Genomic DNA, 19,850 nt, shown 5'->3' with positions numbered 1-19,850 from the left:
GGCGCGCCGCGTCGCGCCCGTGCCCGCCACCCCTGCCGTCCCTATGCCAGACAACGCTTCCACCCCGTTCGCCTCGCCCGTCGCCCGCGTCAAGCCGGGCCAGCGGTTCGCCTTCGACGGCGCACACGGCTCCGCCGACGCACTCGCCATCGCCCGCTATCTCGCCGACAACCGCGACGCGGTCCCGCTCCTTGCGGTGATCTGCGCGAACGCGGTCGACGCGCAGCGGCTGTCGCAGGAACTCCGCTACTTCTCGCCGGAGGCGCGCGTGCGCCTGCTGCCGGACTGGGAGACGCTGCCGTACGACACGTTCTCGCCGCACCAGGATCTCGTCTCCGAGCGGCTCGCGACGCTGCACGACCTCGGCGAGGGCCGCTGCGACATCCTGCTGGTGCCCGCGACCACCGCGCTGTACCGGATGCCGCCCGCGTCGTTCATGGCCGCGTACACGTTCGCGTTCGCGCAGGGCGAGCGGCTCGACGAGGCGAAGCTGAAGGCGCAGCTCACGCTGGCCGGCTACGAGCACGTGAGCCAGGTCGTGCGGCCCGGCGAATACTGCGTGCGCGGCTCGCTGATCGACCTGTACCCGATGGGCTCGCCGCTGCCGTACCGGATCGACCTGTTCGACGACCAGGTCGACTCGATCCGCGCGTTCGATCCCGATACGCAGCGCAGCCTCTATCCGGTGCGCGACGTGCGCCTCCTGCCCGGCCGCGAGTTTCCGTTCGACGAAGCGGCGCGCACGGCCTTCCGCAGCCGCTGGCGCGAGACCTTCGAAGGCGACCCGAGCCGCGCGCCGATCTACAAGGACATCGGCAACGGCGTGCCGTCGGCCGGCATCGAGTACTACCTGCCGCTGTTCTTCGACGAGACGGCCACGCTGTTTCACTACCTGCCGCAGGATGCGCACCTCGTGTTCGCCGGCGACCTCGAAGCGTCGATCCGCCGCTTCACGGCCGATACGAAGCAGCGTCACGCGTTCCTCGCGCACGACCGCGAGCGGCCGATCCTGGAGCCGCAGCGGCTGTTCCTGTCCGACGAGGATTTCTTCGCGTTCGCGAAGCCGTTCGCGCGCGTCGTGCTGCCCGCGCAGCCGGCCGGCGGCTGGGCGACGGGCCTGCCCGAGCTCACGGTCGATCGCCATGCCGACGATCCGCTCGCCGCGCTGCGCACCTTCGTCGAATCGTCGGGCAAGCGCGTGCTGCTGACGGTCGAATCGGCCGGCCGCCGCGAAACGATCCTGCAACTGCTCGCCGAGCATCGCCTGCGTCCGGCGTCGAACGACCACTTCGCGGGCTGGCTCGAAAGCGACGCGCCCTTTGCGCTCGGCGTCGCGCCGCTCGCGAGCGGCTTCGCGGTGCCGGGCGAAGGCTACGCGATCGTCACCGAGACCGAGCTGTACGGCGCGCTCGGCCGCCGCGCCGGGCGCCGCCGCCAGGAACAGGCGAGCAACGTCGACGCGATGGTGCGCGACCTGTCGGAGCTGAAGGTCGGCGATCCGGTCGTGCATGCGCAGCACGGCATCGGCCGCTACATGGGCCTCGTGTCGATGGATCTCGGTGAAGGCGAGACCGAATTCCTGCATCTCGAATACGCGGGCGACAGCAAGCTCTACGTGCCGGTCGCGCAGCTGCACGTGATCTCGCGCTACAGCGGCGCCGATCCCGACAGCGCGCCGCTGCACGCGCTCGGTTCGGGCCAGTGGGAGCGCGCGAAGCGCAAGGCCGCGCAGCAGATCCGCGATACGGCGGCCGAGCTGCTGAACCTGTACGCGCGCCGCGCGGCCCGCGAGGGCCACGCGTTCGCGCTCGAGCCGCGCGACTACGTGAAGTTCGCGGAAAGCTTCGGGTTCGAGGAAACGCCCGACCAGGCCGCGGCGATCGCGGCCGTGATCGGCGACATGACGAGCGGCAAGCCGATGGACCGCCTCGTGTGCGGCGACGTCGGCTTCGGCAAGACCGAGGTCGCGCTGCGCGCCGCGTTCATCGCGGTGATGGGCGGCAAGCAGGTCGCGCTGCTGTCGCCGACCACGCTGCTCGCCGAGCAGCACACGCAGACCTTCGCCGACCGCTTCGCCGACTGGCCGGTGCGCATCGTCGAGCTGTCGCGCTTCAAGACCGCGAAGGAAGTGAACGCGGCGATCGCGCAGATCAACGAAGGCAGCGTCGACATCGTGATCGGCACGCACAAGCTGCTGTCGTCGGACGTGCAGTTCAAGCGCCTCGGCCTCGTGATCATCGACGAGGAACACCGCTTCGGCGTGCGCCAGAAGGAAGCGCTGAAGGCGCTGCGCGCGGAAGTCGACGTGCTGACGCTGACCGCGACGCCGATCCCGCGCACGCTCGGGATGGCGCTCGAAGGGCTACGCGATTTTTCGGTGATCGCGACCGCGCCGCAGAAGCGGCTCGCGATCAAGACCTTCGTGCGCCGCGAGGAGGAAAGCGTGATCCGCGAGGCGATGCTGCGCGAGCTGAAGCGCGGCGGCCAGGTGTATTTCCTGCACAACGAGGTCGAGACGATCGAGAACCGCAAGGCGATGCTCGAGGAGCTCGTGCCCGAAGCGCGGATCGTGATCGCGCACGGCCAGATGCACGAGCGCGAACTCGAACGCGTGATGCGCGATTTCGTCGCGCAGCGTGCGAACGTGCTGCTGTGCACGACGATCATCGAGACCGGCATCGACGTGCCGAGCGCGAACACGATCATCATGCACCGCGCCGACAAGTTCGGCCTCGCGCAGCTGCACCAGCTGCGCGGCCGCGTCGGCCGTTCGCACCACCAGGCGTACGCATACCTGCTGGTCCACGACCCGCAGTCGCTGACCAAGCAGGCGCAGCGCCGCCTCGAGGCGATCCAGCAGATGGAGGAACTCGGTTCGGGCTTCTATCTCGCGATGCACGACCTCGAGATCCGCGGCACCGGCGAGGTGCTCGGCGACAAGCAGTCGGGCGAGATCCACGAGATCGGCTTCCAGCTGTATACCGACATGCTGAACGACGCCGTGAAGGCGCTGAAGAACGGCAAGGAACCCGACCTCACCGCCCCGCTCGCCGCGACGACGGAAATCAACCTGCACGCGCCCGCGATCCTGCCGGCCGACTACTGCGTGGACGTGCAGGAGCGGCTGTCGCTGTACAAGCGGCTCGCGAACTGCGAGCACGGCGACGCGATCGACGGCATCCAGGAAGAGCTGATCGACCGCTTCGGCAAGCTGCCGCCGCAGGCGCACGCGCTCGTCGAGACGCACCGGCTGCGGCTCGCCGCGAAGCCGCTTGGCATCGTCAAGATCGACGCGAGCGAGGCCGCGATCGGGCTGCAGTTCGAGCCGAACCCGCCGATCGATCCGATGCGGATCATCGAGATGGTGCAGAAGCACCGGCACATCAAGCTCGCGGGCCAGGACAAGCTGCGCATCGAGACGCGCTCGCCCGATCTCGCGATCCGCGTGTCGACGATCAAGGAAACGCTGCGCGCGCTCGCCCCGCGCGCCGACGCGGCGAGCGCCGCACGCTGACGGCACGGCCGCGATGCTGCACCGCATCGCGGCCGGCGAAGGCGGGCCGGCGCGTTTTTGAGTATGATTTTCCCATTCCTCAGACGGAGTTTTGCCATGTCCACTCTCGACGCGCCGGCGCCGTCCGCCGCAACCGAAGGCGACGCCTCGCTCGTCAGCCTGCCCTGGATCAAGCAGCTGGTGTCGATGGACACGACGAGCCGCGTGCCGAACCTCGGCCTGATCGAAACGGTGCGCGACGCGCTCGCCGCGAAGGGCATCCAGTCGACGCTCACGCACGATCCGCGCGAAGGCTGGGCCAACCTGTTCGCGACCGTGCCCGCGCACGACGGCTCGACCGACGGCGGCATCGTGCTGTCGGGGCACACCGACGTCGTGCCGGTCGACGGCCAGCAGTGGGACAGCAACCCGTTCGAGCCGGAGTTGCGCGACGGCCGCCTGTACGGCCGCGGCACGTGCGACATGAAGGGCTTCATCGGCGCGGCGCTCGCGCTGCTGCCGGAGATGCAGGCGACGAAGCTCGCGAAGCCGATCCATTTCGCGCTCTCCTACGACGAGGAAATCGGCTGCGCGGGCGCCCCGCTGCTGATCGCCGATCTGGTCAAGCGCGGCGTGAAGCCGTCCGGCTGCATCGTCGGCGAGCCGACCAGCATGCGGCCGATCATCGCGCACAAGGGCATCAACGCGTACCGCTGCTGCGTGCGCGGCCACGCGGCGCACTCGTCGCTGACGCCGAAGGGCCTGAACGCGATCGAATACGCGGCACGCCTCATCTGCCACATCCGCGACATCGCCGAGCGCTTCCGCGCCGAAGGCCCGTTCGACGCGCTGTACGACGTGCCGTTCACGACCGCGCAGACGAGCACGATCCAGGGCGGCAACGCGATCAACACGGTCCCGGCCGAATGCCGGTTCGACTTCGAGTTCCGCAACCTGCCGACGCTCGATCCCGAGCAGATCTTCGCGCGCATCGAAGCGTATGCGCGGGAAACGCTGCTGCCGCAGATGCTTCGCGAGCATCCGAACGCGGCGATCGAGTTCTCGAAGATCGCCGCGGCGCCCGGGCTCGACGCGACCGAACAGGCCGCGATCACGCAGCTGGTGCGCGCGCTGACGGCCGACCAGGACAAGCGCAAGGTCGCCTACGGCACGGAAGCCGGCCTGTTCGAGCGCGCGGGCATCCCGAGCATCGTCTGCGGGCCCGGCAACATCGAACAGGCGCACAAGCCGAACGAATATGTCGAGCTCGCGCAGCTCGCCGCCTGCGAGCAGTTCCTGCGCAAGTTCATCCGCAGCATGTCGGTCGACGCACACTGACTGCTCCCGCCACGCCGGCCTGCGTGTGCGGGCCGGCCACTCCCGCCACCCGCCACGTCATGTCGACTGACCAACAGCGCACTGCCCATACGACGATCGACGGCGAACCGATTCCGACGCTCGACGAAATCGCCGCGCAGCATTTCGCGTTGTCGCCGTGGGTCGCGCGCACGCCGGTGTTCGAGCGCGCCGACCTGCCGTCCCTCGAGGGCACGCACGTCAACTTCAAGTTCGAGCTGCTGCAGGTGAGCGGCAGCTTCAAGGCGCGCGGTGCGTTCACGAACCTGCTGGCCCTCGACGAAGCGCGCAAGAACGCCGGCGTCACGTGCGTGTCGGCCGGCAATCACGCGGCGGCCGTCGCGTATGCGGCGATGCGGCTCGGCAGCAGCGCGAAGGTCGTGATGTTCCATACCGCGAGCCCGGCGCGCATCGCGCAGTGCAAGCAGTACCGCGCGGAAGTCGTGCTCGCCGGCAGCGCGTCGCAGGCATTCGACGTCGTGCGGCGGATCGAGGCCGAGGAAGGTCGCTTCTTCATCCATCCGTTCAATGGCTATCACACGATTCTCGGCACCGCGACGCTCGGCTACGAATGGGCGACGCAGACGCCCGATCTCGACGCGGTGATCGTGCCGATCGGCGGCGGCGGGCTCGCGGCCGGCATGGCGACCGCGCTGCGGCTCGCGAATCCGCGCGTGCACGTGTACGGCGTCGAGCCGGAAGGCGCCGACGCGATGAGCCGCAGCTTCGCGGCGAATCACACGATCCAGATGAGCGCGATGCAGACCATCGCCGACTCGCTGATGGCGCCGCACACCGAGGAGTACAGCTACCAGCTGTGCCGGCGCCACGTCGACCGCATCGTCACGGTGTCCGACGACGCGCTGCGCGCGGCGATGCTGTTCCTGTTCTCGCAACTGAAGCTGTCGGTCGAGCCGGCGTGCGCGGCAGCGCTCGCGGCGCTGCTCGGCCCGCTGCGCGAAACGCTGCAGGGCAAGCGGGTCGGCGTGCTGCTGTCGGGCACGAACACCGATCCCGCGACGCTCGGCATGCATCTCGCGCACGCAAAACTGCAGCACTGAACCCGCGCACGATACTCAGGGTTATCCCCAGTTTATGTTGACAGCCCTGTTGATAACCCGCCGGACAAGCACGCAAGTGGTTGAGCGCGCAGCGTTTTACGCGCGCGAAGCGCGCCGGACGCGAAATAGGCAGATAGCGCCGCCGAACGCATGGCCCGCGACGTGGCCACGTCGTACGCGGCAGGTGATCGGCGCTGCAGCGGTCGCGCTGCTTGCCGGTTGCGCGGCCCCGCCCTCGCCCGTCGTCGACGCTTCCGTTGGCTGCCTGCAGCCGGACATGCACCGGATGCTGCAGGCCGACCTGCTGTTCGGGCGCGATATCGCGGGACGCGGCCCCGTCACCGAAACGGAACGCGCGGCCTTCCTTGCCGAGGTCGTCACGCCGCGCTTTCCGGACGGTTTCACGGTCTGGGACACCCGCGGCCAATGGCGCGACCGCGCCACCGGCCGGATCATCGGCGAAGCGAGTTTCGTGATCCGTATCGTCGCCGACGATACTGCCGATACGCACGCGCGGCTCGCGGCGATCCGGCACGCGTACCGCGAGCGCTTCCGGCAGGACTCGGTCGGCATCACGCTCGTACCGGCCTGCGCGTCGTTCTGATTCGTCCTTCCCGACTGACGCGCGAACGCGACGACACATAAGAAAACGGGCGCCCGAAGGCGCCCGCCGCATGCGACACATCCGCGTATCGCTTACTTGTTCTCGAACATGTCCATGATCTGCTGCTTCTCCTGCTGCGTGACGGGCGGCGGCGCGAGCCCCTCCGAGCCGGCCGAGCCGAGCGCGTCGTTCGCGCTGATCGCGTTCGCGGCCGGGTTGATGTCCACGCTGCCGACGAAGCCGTTGCCCGGCGTGCGATCGGCGTAGTACAGCTCGCCGTCGATCGAGGTCAGGCCGTCCGGGATCGGCATCTGCTGCTCGGGCACGCCGTTCAGCGCGGTGCGCATGTAATTCACCCAGATCGGCAACGCGAGCTGCGCGCCGAATTCGCGGCTGCCGAGGCTCTTCGGCTGGTCGAAGCCCATCCACGCGACCGCGACGAGCGACTGCTGGTAGCCGGCGAACCAGCCGTCCTTCGCATCGTTCGTCGTGCCCGTCTTGCCCTGCAGGTCGCTGCGGCCGAGCGCGTTGGTGCCCGCGCCCGTGCCGGCCGTCGCGACCGTGTGCAGCAGGCTGTTCATCACGTATGCGTTGCGGCCTTCGATCGTGCGCGGCGCGGTGCCCCCCGCGATCACCGGCTGCGATTTCTGCAGCGGCTGGCCGCGCGCGTCGTCGACTTCGGCGATCAGGTACGGATCGACCTTGTAGCCGCCGTTCGCGAACACCGCATAGCCGGTCGCGAGCTGCAGCGGCGTCACGAGGCCGGCGCCGAGCGCCATCGGCAGGTACGGCGGCGTCTTCGCCGGATCGAAGCCGAAGCGCTGCGTCACGTACTCCTGCGCGTACTGCGTGCCGATCGACGCGAGGATCCGGATCGACACGAGGTTCTTCGAACGCTGCAGGCCGGTGCGCATCGACATCGGGCCGTCGGGCTGGTCGTCGTCCTTCGGTTCCCACGCGGTGCCGCCCGGCACGCTCGGCGGGAAGTACAGCGGCGCATCGTTGATGATCGTCGCCGGCCCGAGGCCCTTGTCGAGCGACGCCGAATAAATGAACGGCTTGAACGACGAACCCGGCTGGCGCCACGCCTGCGTCACGTGGTTGAACTTGCTCTTGTTGAAGTCGAAGCCGCCGACGAGCGAACGGATCGCACCGTCCTGCGGCGCGATCGCGACGAGCGCGCCTTCGACCTGCGGCAGCTGCACGATCTGCCAGCCCGTCTTGCCGTCCTTCAGCACGCGCACGATCGAGCCCGGCTTGATGTGCAGCGTCGCGTTCGCGCGCGGGCTCAGCGCGGCCGACACGAAGCGCAGGCCGGCCGGGCCGATCGTCGTCGTGGCGCCGCCGACGAACTGCACCTCGACCGCGTTCGGCGACGCCGACAGCACCACCGCCGACTGCAGGTCGCCGTTGTCCGGGTGATCGGCGAGCGCGTCGTCGATCGCCTCGTCGCGATCGTCGCCGGCCGCCGGCAGGTTGATCGAGCCTTCCGGCCCGCGATAGCCGTGGCGGCGCTCGTAATCGAGAATGCCGCGGCGCACGGCCTGGTACGCGGCTTCCTGGTCGGCCGAGTTGATCGTCGTCGTGACGGTCAGCCCGCGCGTATAGGTTTCGTCCTTGTACTGCTGGTACATCATCTGCCGCACCATCTCGGCGACGTATTCGCCGTGCACCGCGTACTGGTTGCCCGGCGTGCGCACGCGGATCTCTTCCTTCACCGCCTGGTCGTACTGCGGCTGCGTGATGTAGCCGATCTCGAGCATGCGCTTCAGGATGTACTCCTGGCGCACCTTCGCGCGCTTCGGATTGACGACCGGGTTGTACGCGGACGGCGCCTTCGGCAGCCCCGCGAGCATCGCCGCCTCGGCGAGCGTGATGTCCTTCAGGTCCTTGCCGAAATACACGCGCGCGGCGGCCGCGAAACCGTACGAGCGCTGGCCCAGGTAGATCTGGTTCATGTACAGCTCGAGGATCTGGTCCTTCGTCAGCGCCTTCTCGATCTTGTACGCGAGCAGCATCTCGTAGATCTTGCGCGTATACGTCTTCTCGCTCGACAGGAAGAAGTTGCGCGCGACCTGCATCGTGATCGTGCTCGCGCCCTGGCGCGCGCCACCGTGCATCAGGTCGGCCACGCCGGCGCGCAGGATGCCGAGGAAGTCCACGCCGCCGTGTTCGTAGAAGCGGTAGTCCTCGATCGCGAGCACCGCCTTCTTCATCACGTCGGGAATGTCCTGGAAGCGCACAAGGCTGCGGCGCTCCTCGCCGAACTCGCCGATCAGCACGTGATCGGCGCTGAACACGCGCAGCGGCACCTTCGGCTGGTAGTTGGTCAGCGCATCGAGCGACGGCAGTTGCGGCGCCATCACGACGAGCGCGTAGCCGACGATCAGCGCACCGACGATCGCGAGCGTCGCGATCAGGCCGACGAACCACAGCGCGACGCGCGAGCCGAACGAGCGGCGCGCGCCGTCCCCGCCGCCGCGGCGCTGCGCGCGCCGGTCGTCGCTGCGCTCGTCGTCATCGGGGTAATAAGCTCCAGACGGCGAACGGCGCAACGTGTAGTGAGGTTCGTTCCGGTCGGAAGGAGAAGACGGTCGTTTGATGATTGGCATGTCGGAATGGCGGGCGGCGTGGCGCCCTCGGACGCATGCGGAAAATGCAAGCGGATGAATCAGAGTGGGTGCATCGTGGCAACTGTCACGTCGACAGACCCCGCCGCGCGGCGATCCGTTCCCGCGACGTGACAGCGCATTTTAATGAAATCGACCGATCGGCTTCGCGATTTTTTGTAAAAATTCCCGCACAAGCGTGAATTGCGGAACGTATTGGCGCCATGCTCCGCCTATCATGGACTCGCGACCCGGTGCGTGCCGCGGCGTTTCTTTCAGATGCGAAAGGTGGAAACCTGCACACGTACGGCGCTTGAACTCCGGCGCTTAAGCCGTATTTAAGGGGCCGGCGGTGTAATATCCGCCGGCTCACGCGGGTCGGAACCGATTCGCGACGGGCATTGCCGCCGACGCGGCACCTTTCAACCACGGAGGATTTCATGTCGCTTTTCGACTCTGTTTCGCGCACGATCAAAGGCCTGCTGAACGATGCGGCCGACTCGGTACAGGATCCGTCGCGCGACGCACGGCAGATCGTGCGGGAGCTCGACGACAGCATCGGCCGTGCCGAGAATTCGCTGATCGAGATCGAGGCACAAGTCGCGACCCAGCGCAGCAAGCGCGATGCGGCCGACGACAAGGTGAAGAAGTACGAGGACGGCGCGAAGCGCGCGCTGCAGGCGGGCGACGAAGCGCTCGCACGCGAGGCGCTCGCCGCGCAGTCGAACGCCGAAGCCGAGCGCGATGCGCTCGCGGCGGAGCTGACGACGCTCGAGCCGTCGGTCGACAAGCTGAAGGGGCAGATCGCCGACATGCGTCAGCGCCGCAACGACCTGAACGCACGCTCGAACATCCTGCAGGCCAAGCAGGAAATCGCGCAGGCGAAGGACGTCGCGGCAAGCGCGTTGGGCGGCATCGGCGGCAAGAACCTGTCCGAGGACTTCCAGAAGCTCGAGGACAAGGTCGCGCTGCAGAATGCGCGCTCGGACGCCCGCCTGAATTCGGCCGACACGTCGAGCGGCAAGGCGCTCGACGACAAGCTCGCCGCGCTGAACAAGGGCCCGTCGGTCGAGGACCGCCTCGCCGCGCTGAAGAAGCAGCTCGACACGCCCGCGCAGTAACGGCAGGCAACCGCGCCGCGGCCCGCCGGGCGCGCGGCGCGCACCGATCGTCAGGAGACGGGCGCCCGCGCCCGGTTCGACCATGAAGAAATCTCTCGCCGCACTCGGCTTCTCGCTGATGCTGCTGTCGTCCGCCGCCTTTGCGGTTCCGTCGCTGCAGCAAGTCGAGCAGTCGATCGCGCAACGTGACTGGCAGCGCGCCGACACGCAGCTGTCGCAAGTCATCGACGCCCATCCGAACAATGCGCATGCGCGCTATCTGTACGCACAGGTGCTGGATCGCGAAGGCCGCGCGTCCGACGCGCTCGCGCAACTGCAGCGGGCGAAGTCGCTCGATCCGCAACTGCGCTTCACCGACGCGTCGCATTTCGCGCAGACCGAATCGCGCATTCGCGCCGACGCCGCGCGCGTGAGCGGCGCGAGCGGCAACGCACCGTCGGCCACGCAGGCCGGTTCGTTGCAGTCGTCGCTCGCACCTGCCGCGCCGGTTGCGAAACACGGTCCGTCGACCGGCATGTGGATCGGCCTCGGGCTGCTCGTCGCGGTCATCGCGCTGGTGCTGCGCTGGACGTTGCGGCGCGCACGCTCGGCCGACGACAGCCGTGCCGGCGACGAACGCCGCGCGCAGTTGAAACGCGCGACCGACGTGCTGAACGACATCCGTCCGCTGAAACTCGACGCGAAACTGTCGACGGCGCCCGGTGCCGCGGCGCTCACCAGCGAACTCGAAGGCATCGAGACCGATGCACGCGCGCTCGTCGAAGCGCTGTCGAACGGCAAGAACCCGGTGCCGCCGTATCGCATCGACGAACTCGAACAGCGGCATGCGAGCGTGAAGGCGCGCGTCGAAGGCCGCCCCGATCCGAGCGCGCCGCCCGCTGCGCCCGCGAACGGCAGCGGCTCCGTGTATGCGCAGGAAGCCGATCGCGTGACCGGCATGCAAGGGCAGCCGTATCAGCAGCAACCGTACCCGCAACAGCCGTATCCGCCGCAACCGTATCCGCAACAACAGCCGCCCGTCGTGGTTCAGCAAGGCGGCGGTTTCGGCAGCGGAATGGGCGGGCTGCTGACCGGCGTGCTGCTCGGCGAAGCGATGTCCGGCGGCCGCGAACGCGTGGTCGAACGCGACGTGATCGTCGACGACCAGCGCCGGCGCCAGGAGAACAACGATCCGGGCTTCGACCTCGGCCGCGGCGACGATTCGAACTGGAGCGACGGCAATGGCGGCGGCGGCGTCGATCTCGGCAGCAACGACGACGGCTGGACCGACGACAACACCTGAGCATGGCTCGCGCGGGCGTCGACGCATCGCGCCGCGCCCGCGCCCGACACCGCGCTTTCTTTCATTTCTCCTCGCGCCGGCCCGGTGATTTGTTAATCATTTCAAGATGGGCTACCGGCAATGGGGCACGTTCGCTATCATGCGGCCATCGGCGTGCCCCCGATCCGACCCATCAGACGCTTCGCAGCCCTGCGCGTCGCGGCACGCCTCCTCTCGCCCAACCAGGAGAAAGCCGCTCATGAGCATAATCAAGGAATTCAAGGAGTTCGCCGTCAAAGGCAACGTGATGGATCTCGCCGTCGGCGTGATCATCGGCGGCGCGTTCTCGAAGATCGTCGACTCGGTCGTGAAAGACCTCATCATGCCGGTCATCGGCGTGCTGACGGGCGGTCTGGATTTCTCGAACAAGTTCGTTCTGCTCGGCACCATCCCCCCGACGTTCAAGGGTAATCCCGATTCGTTCAAGGACCTGCAGGCCGCGGGCGTCGCCGCATTCGGCTACGGCTCGTTCATCACCGTGGCGATCAACTTCGTGATCCTCGCGTTCATCATCTTCCTGATGGTGAAATTCATCAACAAGCTGCGCAAGCCGGAAGAAGCGGCGCCGGCCGCGACGCCGGAAGACATCGTGCTGCTGCGCGAGATCCGCGATTCGCTCAAGCAACGCTGAGCACCGCGCCACGCTGCGACTGCCGGGCCCGCCATGTGCGGGCCTTTTTCATGGGCACGCATCGTGCACCGTCGTGCGAGCGCCTATCTCACTTTTTTGTGACGCGCGAATGCACGCGCGGGAAAAGCAGGTCTATGATGGAGACTAAACGACAGTACGGGCGCCAAGACGCTGGCTGTGTCGATCATCGTGGCATGCGGGTCGACGGGAGACATTGATCGTCGTACCGCACGAGTGCGGAGTGCAGCATTTTCGTGTGCTATAAAGGATCGACATGCGGCGTACATAGCCGGGAGTGGGTCGCATGAAAGTGCCGCATTTCTTGCAATTGTTTTTCAGGCGAGTGTTTATGTCCTTCCCGAAAAAACGTCGACGTGCGCAACAGGATGGCCAGGAGTCCTTCCTCGCGGTATTGCGCCATTCGAAACCGTTCGCGCAGCTCGACACCAAGATTGCCCGCGCCCGTGCGCAGGACGAACCCGTCCTCTATGCGCACGTGCTACCCGGCCTCGACGTGCTTCTGTGCAGCGTGCGCGGCGCACAGCCGCCCTATCCGGCCATCGCCGAACTGCGCAAGCGCTGCCTCGAATCGATCGCCAACGCACTCGAACAGCCGCTCGACGGCCTCGAGAACGGCGGGTACTGGTACGAGGCGAACGGCTTCGGCTTCCTCGTGTTCGCGAGCCGCGCCCGCGCGCGCATCCTGCCCGAATTTGGTGCAGGCACGAAAGCGAGCCTGCGCGGCGGGCTGGGACGCCAGAACGCCGGCGACACGACACCGCGCTCCCTCGGCTGAACCGACACCGACACGATGGGCCGCCTCCGGGCGGCCCATCGGTCATTCAGCTTCCCGCTTCAGCGTCGCGGCGCGCTCACTGCGCCGTCCCGCGCCCGTTGCCGGGCCGGACGATGTCGATGAACGCGGCGAAATCGGCGCCGGCAAGCCCCTGCGCAGCGCCCAGGCGCAGCACCTGCTGCACCGTGGCCGATACGGGCATCACCGCACCCGTGTCGCGCGCGGCGTCGGCGATCGCATCGACATCCTTCTGGAACGTACTGAGCGCGCCGATCGGCGCGTGACCGCCTGACGTCATGCGCGGCACGAAGGTCTGCAGCAGCACCGAATCGGCCCAGCCGCCCGCCAGCGCGTCGGCCAGACGCGCGGCGTCGATGCCGCTCGCCTGCGCGAGGCCGACCGCTTCCGCGATCGCGGTCACCGTCGCGGTGACGATCGCCTGGTTGCACAGCTTCGCGGTCTGGCCCGCGCCTGCGTCGCCCATGTGCGTGACGCGCGACGCGTAAGTGTCGATCAGCGATCGCACCGCAGCGAGGTCGGCCGCGCCGCCGCCCGCCATCACCGCAAGCGTGCCGGCCTGCGCGCCGGGCACGCCGCCCGACACCGGCGCATCGATCCAGCCGACGCCGAGCACGGCGGCACGCGCCGCGTAGTCGCGCGTCGCGGCAGGCGGAATGCTCGAGTGATCGACGATGCGCTTCAGGCGGCGTGCATGCGCATCGCCGGCAAACAGCCCGTGCTCGCCGAACGCGACGTCGCCGACCGCACGGCCGTCGAGCACGCACACGAATACCGTGTCGACGCGCTCGGCCAGTTCGCGCGGCGTGTCGACCACCTGCGCACCGTCCTTTTCAAGCGCCTCGGCCTTGCCGCGCGTGCGGTTCCATACGCTGATCCGGTGGCCCGCCGCCAGCAAATGCCGAATCATCGGCGCGCCCATCAATCCCGGTCCGCAAAATCCGACTTCCACGATCTTCCTCGTCTCCAATTGAGGTTGCACTTGCCGCCCATCATACCTATCACTCAAGAAGCCGGACACGCGCGGCGCCGCTTCGGGCCCGCCGCTTGCGCCGGCCGCACACACACCGACATCCCAGGGAGCGCATCATGAGCGACCACGTCTACAAGCTGATCGAACTGACCGGTTCGTCGCGGCAATCGTGCGACGACGCCATCCGCAACGCGATCTCGAAAGCCGGCAAGACGCTGCACAACCTGCACTGGTTCCAGGTGACCGAAACGCGCGGCCACATCGAAGGCGACCAGGTCATCCACTGGCAGGTCACGCTGAAAGTCGGCATGCGCATCGACGACTGACGCCCGCGTGTCACGCGCGGTGCCCTGACCACCGGATGCGTGCAATGCGCATCCGCGCGGTACCGCGCACGCCCGCTTCCGCCCCCTTCACCCGTTCCCGCTTCGGCCCTTTTCAGCCCGCTTCGGCCCTTTTCAGCCCGCTTCAGCCCGCTTGGCGAGGCCCGGCGACGGGTGTCTGCGGGTATCCATCTCTTGACGCTGACTTTCGTTCATATTAAAAACCATATACCCACCTCCCCCATCGATCAGCCCAGCCATATAAACCGGAGAAATCATGAGTCAGCAACGCGAGGCGATCGACACGTACCTCTTGCGCGTTTTGCACACCTTGTTGATGGAGCGCAGCGTCACGCGCGCGGCCGTCAAACTGAACCAGTCGCAACCGGCGATCAGCGCCGCGCTGCGGCGCCTGCGCGACATCACCGGCGATCCGCTGCTGGTGCGCGGCAAGTCCGGCATGGTCCCGACCGAATACGGGCTGCGCCTGCTCGAGCCGGTGCAGAACGCACTGCGTGAAATCGAGCGCATCAAGTTCCAGCAGCACAATTTCGACCCGGCCACGTCGATCCGCTGCTACCGGATCGGCTGCCCCGACTACCTGAACGTGCTGTTCGTGCCGACCGTCGTCGAACGCTTCCGCCAGGCGGCGCCGAACGCGACGCTCGAGTTCCATTCGCTCGGCCCCGCGTTCGATTACGAGCTCGCGCTGGAAGACGGCAAGCTCGACATCGTCGTCGGCAACTGGCCCGAGCCGCCCGAGCAGCTGCACCTGTCGAACCTGTTCGTCGACGAAATCGTCTGCCTGATGAGCAACACCCACCCGTTCGCGAAGCGCGGCGGGCTCACGCTCGACCAGTACCTGAACGCGCCGCATCTCGCGCCGACGCCGTACTCGGTCGGCCAGCGCGGCGCGATCGACGTGCATCTCGCGCGCGAACGGCTCAAGCGTCACGTGGTCGTCACGCTGCCGTACTTCAACCTCGCGCCGTACGTGCTGGTGAAGTCCGACCTGATCTTCACGACGACGCGCCTGTTCGCCGATCACTACGCGAAGTTCCTGCCGCTGTCGGTCGTGCCGGCACCGCTCGACTTCCCGCCGATGCAGTATTACCAGCTGTGGCACGAACGCTGCCACTACTCCGACGAGGTGCGCTGGCTGCGCAGCCTCGTCGCCGAAGCGACCCGCACGCTGATCGAGGCGTAAGCGCATGCGACGCGCGCGCCGGCCACGCCATTGCGGGGTGGGCCGGTGTGACACGCGGCGCGGCGCTTGGCGGCTTCAGCTTCAGCTTCAGCCTCAGCCTTAGCCTTAGCCTTAGCCTTAGCCTTAGCCTTAGCCTTAGCCTTAGCCTTAGCCTTAGCCTTAGCCTTAGCCTTAGCCTTAGCCTTAGCCTTAGCCTTAGCCTTAGCCTTAGCCTTAGCCTTAGCCGTAGCCGTAGCCTCAGCCGTAGCCACGGCCGCGCGCCCGATCCGCGCCGTGCGGGCGCGGCCTTCACCTCACGCCGACGCGGTCAGCGCGACGCCTCCACGAGTGCCTGTGCCAGCGCGTTGTGGCGCTCGATGACCGGCGGCAGGTCGAGCGTCGCGAGCCGCCCTTCCCGCACCACCACCTTCCCGTTCACCACCGTGTACGCCGTCTGCGACGGCGCGCAGAACACGAGCGCCGCGACCGGATCGTGCAGCGCGCCCGCGAACAGCGGCTGGCGCAGGTCGAACGCGGCGAAGTCCGCGGCCATGCCGGGCTTCAGCGCGCCGATGTCGTCGCGGTTCAGCACCTTCGCGCCGCCGAGCGTCGCGATCTCGAGCGCTTCGCGCGCGGTCATCGCATCGGGCCCGAAACCGACCCGCTGCAGCAGCAGCGCCTGCCGCACTTCCGCGACCATCTGCGCGCCGTCGTTCGACGCGGAACCGTCGACGCCGAGGCCGACCGGCACGCCCGCGAGACGCATCTTCCTCACCGGCGCGATGCCCGACGCGAGCCGCATGTTCGAGCACGGACAGTGCGCGACGCCGGTGCCGGTGCGCGCGAACAGGCCGATGCCCGCATCGTCGAGCTGCACGCAGTGCGCGTGCCACACGTCGTGACCGACCCAGCCGAGATCTTCCGCGTATTCGGCAGGCGTCATCCCGAACTTCTCGCGGCTGTACGCGATGTCGTTGACGTTCTCGGCCAGGTGCGTGTGGAGCGACACGCCGTAGTCGCGCGCCAGCACGGCCGCGTCGCGCATCAGGCCGCGGCTCACCGAGAACGGCGAGCACGGCGCGACGACCACCCGCAGCATCGCGTAGCGGCCGTCGTCGTGATAGGTCTCGATCAGGCGCTGCGCATCGCGCAGGATGTCGGGCTCGCGCTCGACGACCGAATCGGGCGGCAGCCCGCCGTCGCGCTGGCCGACGCTCATCGCGCCGCGGCTCGCGTGAAAGCGCATGCCGATCCGCTGCGCGGCGCCGATGCTGTCGTCGAGCCGGCTGCCGTTCGGATAGATGTACAGATGGTCACTCGACGTCGTGCAGCCCGACTGCAGCAGCTCGGCCATCGCGGTCAGCGTCGACACCTCGATCATCTCGGGCGTCAGGTGCGCCCAGATCCGGTACAGGTTCGTGAGCCAGCCGAACAGCTCGGCGTTCTGCGCGGCCGGCACCGCGCGCGTGAGGCTCTGGTACATGTGATGGTGCGTGTTCACGAGCCCCGGGATCACGAGGTGGCCGCGCAGGTCGAGCACTTCGTCCGCAGTATCGGGCAGCTCGGCGCTCGGGCCGACCGCGACGATCCGGTTGTCTTCGATATAGAGCCCCGCGTCGCGCAGTTCGCGGCGCGTGTCGTCCATGGTCACGAGCACGTCGGCGTGCTTGACCAGCAGGGTTTTCGGGCGGGATGAGGATGGGTGCGGCGCGCGTGCGTGCGCGCCGGAGTGCTGCTCGGGATTCATGCGTTCTCCGCGTCGGTCAGCCCTTTCGGGCGGTCGCAAAGCCGTTCGAACGCTGATTCGCGGCACGCCCCGGTGCCTGCGTCCGTTCGAACGCCCTGGCCCGGTTACCCGGCGTGCTCGCCGTCTTCGGGGTGCGCACCGGCCTCGGGCCGACGCGCACGGCGGGAGGATCGCCGATGCGCGCGCGCCGCACAATGCGCGACGCCGAATACTGCGCTTCACGGTTTCGATATGGTACGCGCGCGGGCCGTGCAGCGGCCCGCCGGGCGCGGCGCGGCGGGTTTTTTCCCGCCGTCGACAGCGGTTCATGCGCGGCGCATTATCTTTGATATCGCGCCCGTATTTGCGCGGGGAACCTTTTTACAATGCCTGCACGGCGCTCGCTTCAATCTCGCCGACGGGTATGTAGCCACGTGACGTGGAGCCTCGATCCGCCGCACAGTCATGGATCGAGTCGCCGCCGAACCTCGCATTCACACAAGGACAATTGCGAATGGGAAAGCTCACTACCCACGTACTCGATACGGCGCACGGCCGCCCCGGCGCCGCCATCAAGGTGGACCTCTACGCGCTGGACGGCGAATCGCGCCGCGCGATCAAGACCGTGCTGACCAATAGCGACGGCCGCTGCGACGAACCCCTGCTCGAAGGTGCCGCGCTCGCCGCCGGCGAATACGAACTCGTGTTCCATGCCGGCGACTACTTCGCGTCGCTCGGCGTGAAGGTGCCCGAACCGCGCTTCGTCGACCGCGTCGTGCTGCGCTTCGGCATCGCCGACACCGCATCGCACTATCACGTGCCGCTGCTCGTGTCGCCGTGGTCGTACAGCACCTATCGCGGCAGCTGACACACGCATCGGCGCCCGCATCAAAGACAACGATCTGAGTCTGGAGGAGTTTCATGGAAGGCTTCATCACCGACTGGCTGAACCTCGCGCTGCGATGGCTGCACGTCATCGTCGCCATTGCGTGGATCGGCGAGTCCTTCTATTTCGTCGCGCTCGACAACAGCCTGAAACCGCCGACCGACGCGAACCAGCGCAAGCGCGGCGTGTTCGGCGAACTGTGGCACGTCCACGGCGGCGGTTTCTACAACATGCAGAAGTACACGGTCGCCCCGCCGGAAATGCCGGATGACCTGCACTGGTCGAAGTGGCCGTCGTACACGACCTGGCTGTCGGGCTTCTCGCTGTTCTTCGTGCTGTACCTGCTCGCGCCGAACACCTACCTGATCGACAAGAGCGTGCTCGACATGGGCCCGGTGGTCGCCGTCGCGGCAGCGCTCGGCTTCCTCGCGGCCGGCTGGATCGTCTACGACTCGCTGTGCCGCATCCTCGGCACCAACGATCGCGTGCTGGGCATCTGTGTCGGCCTCTACGTCGTCGTCGCCGCGTACCTCGCGTGCCACATCTTCTCGGGCCGTGCGGCGTACCTGATCGTCGGCGCGATGCTCGCGACGATCATGTCGGCGAACGTGTTCTTCGTGATCATCCCCGGCCAGCGCAAAATGGTCGACAAGATGCTCAAGGGCGAGGAGCCGAACCCGATCTACGGCAAGCGCGGCAAGCAGCGCTCGGTGCACAACACGTACTTCACGCTGCCGGTCGTGTTCGCGATGCTGTCGAACCACTATGCGATGACGTACACGAACAAGTTCAACTGGGTCGTGCTCGTGCTCATCATGCTGGCCGGCGCGCTGATCCGTCAGTTCTTCGTGATGCGTCACCGCGGCAAGCAGCTGTGGTACCTGCCGATCGGCGGCGTCGCACTGCTGTCGGGCGCGCTGGTGTGGACGATGCCGAAGCCGGTCGCACCGGAAGCGCAAGCGGCGAACGCACCGAAGATCGTGATCAACGACATCATGCCGATCCTGCAGCAGCGCTGCGTCGAGTGCCACTCGGCCAAGCCGACGCTGATGGGCAGCGCACCCGCCGGCGTGATGTTCGACACGCCGGACGAAGTGTCGAAGAACGCGCAGCGCATCTACGAACAAGCCGTGCGCCTGAAGGCGATGCCGATCGGCAACGTCACGCACATGACCGACGACGAGCGCGTGAAGCTCGCCGCCTGGTTCGAGGGTGGCGCGGTCAAGTAAGCCGCGGTGCGCCGGCTATCAATTGCCGGCGCGATCCTCTCCGTTCGCGGGCCCGGAAACGGGCCCGTTTTTTTGCGGGTGCGAAATGCGCGTCGTACGCTAGCCGCGCATCGCGTCGCGCTGCAGCGCGACGAGCGCATCGACCGCGCGCGGGCCGTCGTCGAACGGCACGAAGACGTGATCGTGATACGCGGCGGCCATCACGTTGCAGCTGATGCCGGCCGCGCCGAGCGCCCGCGCGAATGCAGCCGTGAGGCCGACGGCCGCGAGGTCGGAGTGCACGGTCAGCGTGATCCATGCCGAGCGGAACAGCACTGGCCAGCCGCGACGTGCCGCTGTTTCTTCGTCGACGACGACCGTCAGCCCTTCCGCTTCGCGGAACGTCGCAATGACTTCGGACAACGATACATCTGCATCGGCCGGCAGCGACACAAAGGCGAACGCGCCCGGATGCAGTTCGGGTTGCATCGTGCGCAGCAGGACCATGAGGTCGTTTTCAGGTTGGCTCATCGGAGGG

General features: G+C 67.6%; 16 protein-coding genes. 12 read left to right on the top strand and 4 right to left on the bottom strand.

All coding sequences use genetic code 11. The annotated features are described in order from the left end of the window. Positions 1 to 43: 43 nt before the first annotated feature. The 4 genes from mfd to U5A56_RS07465 all read left to right on the top strand — a co-directional run bounded on the left by mfd (position 44) and on the right by U5A56_RS07465 (position 6,514). The gene (gene mfd, locus U5A56_RS07480) at positions 44 to 3,514 is read left to right on the top strand and encodes a transcription-repair coupling factor (protein WP_321921639.1); all 3,471 of its coding nucleotides are present in this window, start codon (positions 44 to 46) and stop codon (positions 3,512 to 3,514) included. Between the two features lie 96 nt (positions 3,515 to 3,610). Beyond that, positions 3,611 to 4,831, top strand: a complete 1,221-nt coding sequence (gene argE, locus U5A56_RS07475; RefSeq protein ID WP_044843726.1) for an acetylornithine deacetylase — start codon at positions 3,611 to 3,613, stop codon at positions 4,829 to 4,831. Positions 4,832 to 4,890: 59 nt separating this feature from the next. Next, positions 4,891 to 5,910, top strand: coding sequence for a threonine/serine dehydratase (locus tag U5A56_RS07470; protein WP_044843727.1), 1,020 nt, complete (start codon positions 4,891 to 4,893; stop codon positions 5,908 to 5,910). Between the two features lie 184 nt (positions 5,911 to 6,094). Beyond that, entirely contained in the window at positions 6,095 to 6,514 is a 420-nt protein-coding gene (locus tag U5A56_RS07465) for a DUF3574 domain-containing protein (RefSeq protein ID WP_321921852.1), read from the top strand. A gap of 92 nt (positions 6,515 to 6,606) precedes the next feature. Here the strand turns inward: U5A56_RS07465 and U5A56_RS07460 are convergent, their stop codons facing one another. After that, positions 6,607 to 9,126, bottom strand: coding sequence for a penicillin-binding protein 1A (locus tag U5A56_RS07460; RefSeq protein ID WP_321921637.1), 2,520 nt, complete (start codon positions 9,124 to 9,126; stop codon positions 6,607 to 6,609). A gap of 437 nt (positions 9,127 to 9,563) precedes the next feature. Between U5A56_RS07460 and U5A56_RS07455 the strand changes: the two genes are divergently transcribed. The 4 genes from U5A56_RS07455 to U5A56_RS07440 all read left to right on the top strand — a co-directional run bounded on the left by U5A56_RS07455 (position 9,564) and on the right by U5A56_RS07440 (position 12,992). Continuing rightward, positions 9,564 to 10,244 carry a PspA/IM30 family protein gene (locus U5A56_RS07455; RefSeq protein WP_044843730.1) on the top strand — a complete coding sequence of 227 codons (681 nt, stop codon included), beginning with the start codon at positions 9,564 to 9,566 and terminating at the stop codon, positions 10,242 to 10,244. 82 nt (positions 10,245 to 10,326) lie between these two features. Next, positions 10,327 to 11,526 (top strand): tetratricopeptide repeat protein, encoded by a 1,200-nt coding sequence (locus U5A56_RS07450; protein ID WP_124520044.1) that lies wholly within the window; start codon positions 10,327 to 10,329, stop codon positions 11,524 to 11,526. 238 nt (positions 11,527 to 11,764) lie between these two features. Continuing rightward, positions 11,765 to 12,196, top strand: a complete 432-nt coding sequence (mscL, locus tag U5A56_RS07445) for a large conductance mechanosensitive channel protein MscL (RefSeq protein ID WP_006760677.1) — start codon at positions 11,765 to 11,767, stop codon at positions 12,194 to 12,196. A gap of 349 nt (positions 12,197 to 12,545) precedes the next feature. Next, on the top strand, positions 12,546 to 12,992 hold the full coding sequence (locus U5A56_RS07440) for a hypothetical protein (protein ID WP_185500383.1): 447 nt from the start codon (positions 12,546 to 12,548) through the stop codon (positions 12,990 to 12,992). Positions 12,993 to 13,068: 76 nt separating this feature from the next. Here U5A56_RS07440 and U5A56_RS07435 read toward each other — a convergent pair whose 3' ends face one another. Further along, complete coding sequence (locus tag U5A56_RS07435; protein WP_321921634.1) at positions 13,069 to 13,962, bottom strand: NAD(P)-dependent oxidoreductase; 894 nt, start codon at positions 13,960 to 13,962, stop codon at positions 13,069 to 13,071. 137 nt (positions 13,963 to 14,099) lie between these two features. Here U5A56_RS07435 and U5A56_RS07430 point away from each other — a divergent pair, with 137 nt between their 5' ends. Continuing rightward, positions 14,100 to 14,309, top strand: coding sequence for a dodecin (locus U5A56_RS07430; RefSeq protein WP_006755984.1), 210 nt, complete (start codon positions 14,100 to 14,102; stop codon positions 14,307 to 14,309). Between the two features lie 274 nt (positions 14,310 to 14,583). After that, positions 14,584 to 15,513 (top strand): LysR substrate-binding domain-containing protein, encoded by a 930-nt coding sequence (locus tag U5A56_RS07425; protein ID WP_006762467.1) that lies wholly within the window; start codon positions 14,584 to 14,586, stop codon positions 15,511 to 15,513. A 307-nt stretch (positions 15,514 to 15,820) separates the two neighbouring features. Here the strand turns inward: U5A56_RS07425 and U5A56_RS07420 are convergent, their stop codons facing one another. Next, the gene (locus tag U5A56_RS07420) at positions 15,821 to 17,239 is read right to left on the bottom strand and encodes an 8-oxoguanine deaminase (protein WP_321921631.1); all 1,419 of its coding nucleotides are present in this window, start codon (positions 17,237 to 17,239) and stop codon (positions 15,821 to 15,823) included. Between the two features lie 493 nt (positions 17,240 to 17,732). Here U5A56_RS07420 and uraH point away from each other — a divergent pair, with 493 nt between their 5' ends. Next, a complete protein-coding gene (gene uraH, locus U5A56_RS07415) occupies positions 17,733 to 18,086 on the top strand; it encodes a hydroxyisourate hydrolase (protein ID WP_011657188.1) in 354 nt (117 codons plus the stop codon). 53 nt (positions 18,087 to 18,139) lie between these two features. Next, positions 18,140 to 19,333 carry a urate hydroxylase PuuD gene (locus U5A56_RS07410; protein ID WP_321921629.1) on the top strand — a complete coding sequence of 398 codons (1,194 nt, stop codon included), beginning with the start codon at positions 18,140 to 18,142 and terminating at the stop codon, positions 19,331 to 19,333. Between the two features lie 99 nt (positions 19,334 to 19,432). On the opposite strand, the gene U5A56_RS07405 is transcribed toward U5A56_RS07410, so the two are convergent. Beyond that, positions 19,433 to 19,843: an ACT domain-containing protein gene (locus tag U5A56_RS07405; protein ID WP_321921627.1), complete on the bottom strand. Its 411-nt coding sequence runs from the start codon at positions 19,841 to 19,843 to the stop codon at positions 19,433 to 19,435. Positions 19,844 to 19,850: the final 7 nt, after the last annotated feature.

Source organism: Burkholderia sp. BCC1998, assembly GCF_905339875.1.
Taxonomy (GTDB): domain Bacteria; phylum Pseudomonadota; class Gammaproteobacteria; order Burkholderiales; family Burkholderiaceae; genus Burkholderia.
This window is presented reverse-complemented; position numbering and strand designations above follow the sequence as displayed.